This window comes from Almyronema sp. (assembly GCF_052168255.1).
In the GTDB taxonomy this organism is placed as follows: Bacteria; Cyanobacteriota; Cyanobacteriia; order Phormidesmidales; family Phormidesmidaceae; genus Sphaerothrix; species Sphaerothrix epifaneia.
In genome coordinates this window covers 1-3,462 of record NZ_JBQLZL010000063.1, presented here as the reverse complement: position 1 = coordinate 3,462, position 3,462 = coordinate 1, and the positions used below count along the sequence as shown (strand labels likewise).

The window sequence follows — 3,462 nt, the reverse complement described above, 5'->3', positions numbered from 1 at the left end:
TTTGCTTCTATCTTTTCTCAAGACCTCTAGCTAGCACTGGAGGTCTTTTGTCATTAATAAGAGCTGATTTCTAAAGTCGCTAAAACCCCCATCAGGTAAAGCTTTCAGAAAAATCGTAAGCAGACCACTGTTCTAATGAAGCAAGTGCATAATTAGGGGCCAATCTGCAATATTCTGTGACTAGCGCTCTATCAGTCTGTATCCTATGTTCTTACGCTTGTTAGCGGTGGGTGTTTTAAGTTTGTGGGTAGGAGCAAAAGGGGCAATCGCAGCGAGGCTGCCGATCGAGATTGAAGGTGCCCAAGATTCAAGAGCATTGATTAGCCAAGTAGATGAAAACGCGCCGATTACGATTACGGGAGAATTGAACAGTGACAGCGCGGTTCTAGAAGCTGATGGCAGCTATTACGCCGTTCATAGCTTTGAGGGAGAGGCAGGAGAAAATATTGCTATTAGCCTCAGCAGTGAGGATTTTGATGCCTATCTAATTTTGCAAGACCCACGTAATAACACAATTGCCCAAGATGACGATAGCGGTGGGGGTACAAATGCCTTGTTGATAGTAACGCTGCCGCTCAGGGGAACTTACCGAGTTGTTGCAAACACCTATGCTAAAGGTGAGACAGGGCGCTATCAGTTGCAATGGAAACAAGCAACTGCTACAGAACAAGCAATTGTAGAAGTGAATCAACTCGAGCAACAGTTCAGTCAACGTTATGAGGCTGGTCAATATGCAGAAGCGATTCCGATTGCTGAAAGAATTTTAGCGCTGCATCAGACTATTTCAGGAAAAACGCATCTAGATGTCGCTAGAAGTTTCAATAACCTGGCTTTACTCTACCAATTCCAAAGTCGTTATAGAGAAGCCGAATCTTTCTATCAAGAAGCGTTAGAAATCTATCGGCTGCTACGGGGTTCAATTCATCCAGATGTGGCCACTACCCTCAATAACTTGGCAGACCTCTCTCGAGTCCAAGGTCGCTACGCGGAAGCTGAATCCTTCTACCGAGAAGCATTAGAGATTTTACGAGCAGATTCAGAAAATTCCCAGACCGTTGTTGCTACGAATCTCAACAACCTAGCGATTCTCTATCAGTCCCAAGGTCGCTACGCAGAAGCAGAAGCACTTCAGCAAGAAGCGCTGGCAATTTTACGCACTGAGCTAGGCAATGCTCATCCCGATGTTGCTACAAATCTCAACAACCTAGCGGTTCTCTATCAGTCCCAAGGTCGCTACACAGAAGCAGAAGTACTTCAGCAAGAAGCGCTGGCAATTTTACGCACTGAGCTAGGCAATAACCACCCCGATACCGCCACTAGCGTTCACAACCTGGCCACGATCTATCAGATACAGGGCCGCCATACGGAGGCTGAAAGACTTTATCAAGAAGCGCTAGAGATTTTACGAAAGACCTTAGGGGAAGCGCATCCTAGCGTGGCTTTCAGCTTAAACGGCTTAGCCCTGACATATCAAAGGCAAGGTCGCTATGGGGAGGCTGAACAGCTTTATCGAGAGGCACTAGAAGTTTCCCAGACGACTTTAGGCGAGACACATCCTAATACAGCCGGAACTCTCGATAATTTGGCTGAATTTTATCAAAGGCAAGGTCGCTATGGGGAGGCTGAACAGCTTTATCGAGAGGCACTAGAAAGTTTTCGAACAGCACTAGGCGAAAGCCACCCTAACGTCGCTGCCAGTCTAATCAACCTAGCTGTCCTTCACAAATATCAAGGTCAGTCGCTACAAGCGATTAATACTTTGCTTCAAGGCTTAGACATAGAGGAAGCCAATCTCGATCTCAATCTACTGACATCAGCAGAGACTCAGCGACAAGCCTATGCAGCTTCTATGAGGAATACGACTGACTTTACAATCTCTTTGCATCTTCAACACAATCTCGAAAACGTAGATGCTGCCCATCTCGCGCTTACCACGCTCCTGCGTCGCAAAGGCCGCATCCTAGACACGGCTATCAACACTCTGCAAACGCTACGCCAGCAGCTCACCCCCAGAGACCAAACCCTTCTAGACGACCTCGCTACTGTCCGTAGCCAGCTCTCCGCCCTGCTCTACCGCACTAGCGACCTACCCACCGACACTTACAGAGCCGAATTCGCTCGTCTCAAAGCTGAAGAAAACAGCCTCGAAGCTATCCTCGCCCGTCGCAGCGCCGTCTTTCGAGTCGAGACTGAGCCTATAACCATAGCCGCCGTTCAAGCTCAAATTCCCGAAAATGCGGTACTGGTCGAACTGGTGCGCTACATGCCCTACGACTTCAATAATCCACAAGACCCTTGGGGCACCTCTCACTATGCTGCCTATCTACTTGGCGCTACCGGAGCCCCCCAAGCCGTTGACCTGGGTAAAGCTGATGCCATTGATCTGGCCACAGCCGACTTCAGCCGCGCCCTGCACAATCCTACGTTTCCTCCTGATGAAGCCGCTCAGGCTCTCTACGACCTCATCTTTGCACCGCTGCAAGCCCATCTCGGCTCCGCACAACACCTGCTACTTTCTCCGGACGGTCAACTCAACCAGATTCCCTTTGAAGCCCTGATGGACAGCCAGCGGCGCTACCTGATTGAGTCTTATCAGATTAGCTACCTCACCAGTGGCCGGGACTTGCTGAAGCTACAGTTTGATGTGCCTCACCAGCAGCCTCCAGTGCTGATCGCCGCTCCGAATTATGATCAGGCTAGCGTCACTACCGTTATTGCCGATAGCCGCCGTACTAACCGCCGCTCTAGTGACCTCAGCCAACTCCGCTTTGGCGACCTCCCTGGCACCGCTGCTGAAGCCGCGGCGATCGCCCCTTTGCTGGACGTTACGCCGCTTACAGGCGATCGCGCTACCGAGAATCGGCTGAAGCAGGTAAATTCTCCTCAGATTTTGCATATTGCCACTCACGGCTTTTTCCTAGAAGACCTGCCTGAGTTAGCCCCTACCGACTTTGGGGCAGCACTAGGTCTTGATCTGCGAGCTAGCATCAATGTTGTCAGCAATCAAAATCGAGAAGTCCGTTTCACAGGCCCGGTTGAAAATCCACTGCTGCGCTCTGGTCTTGCCCTAGCCGGAGCTAACCGCCGCGAAAGTGGCAGCGAAGACGGCATTCTGACGGCGCTAGAAGCTGCCAGCCTAGACCTCTATGGCACCCAGCTCGTCGTGCTTTCAGCCTGTGAAACTGGACTGGGCGATGTCGCTAACGGCGAAGGGGTTTATGGTCTACGGCGATCGCTGGGCATAGCAGGAGCCGAAAGTCAAATGATTAGCCTCTGGCAAGTCAGCGATCGCGCCACTGAGGGCCTAATGGTGGATTACTACAAAGCGCTGCTAGCCGGAGCCGGACGCAGTGAGGCTTTGCGACAGGTGCAGCTTAACATGCTGCAAAGGGGGCGCTACTCGCATCCCTACTACTGGGCGGCGTTCATCGTCTCTGGCGACTGGCGACCTTTAGAGTGAAA

The 3,462-nt window shown here is 51.0% G+C and carries 1 protein-coding gene; it reads left to right on the top strand.

The features are described 5' to 3' along the window. Nucleotides 1–205: 205 nt before the first annotated feature. Entirely contained in the window at nucleotides 206–3,460 is a 3,255-nt protein-coding gene (locus ACTS3T_RS13790) for a tetratricopeptide repeat protein (RefSeq protein WP_462935220.1), read from the top strand. Nucleotides 3,461–3,462: the final 2 nt, after the last annotated feature.

Coding starts and splice junctions, on each gene's coding strand:
- ACTS3T_RS13790 (WP_462935220.1), top strand. CDS start 206: ATGTTCTTACGCTTGTTAGCGGTGGGTGTTTTAAGTTTGTGGGTAGGA.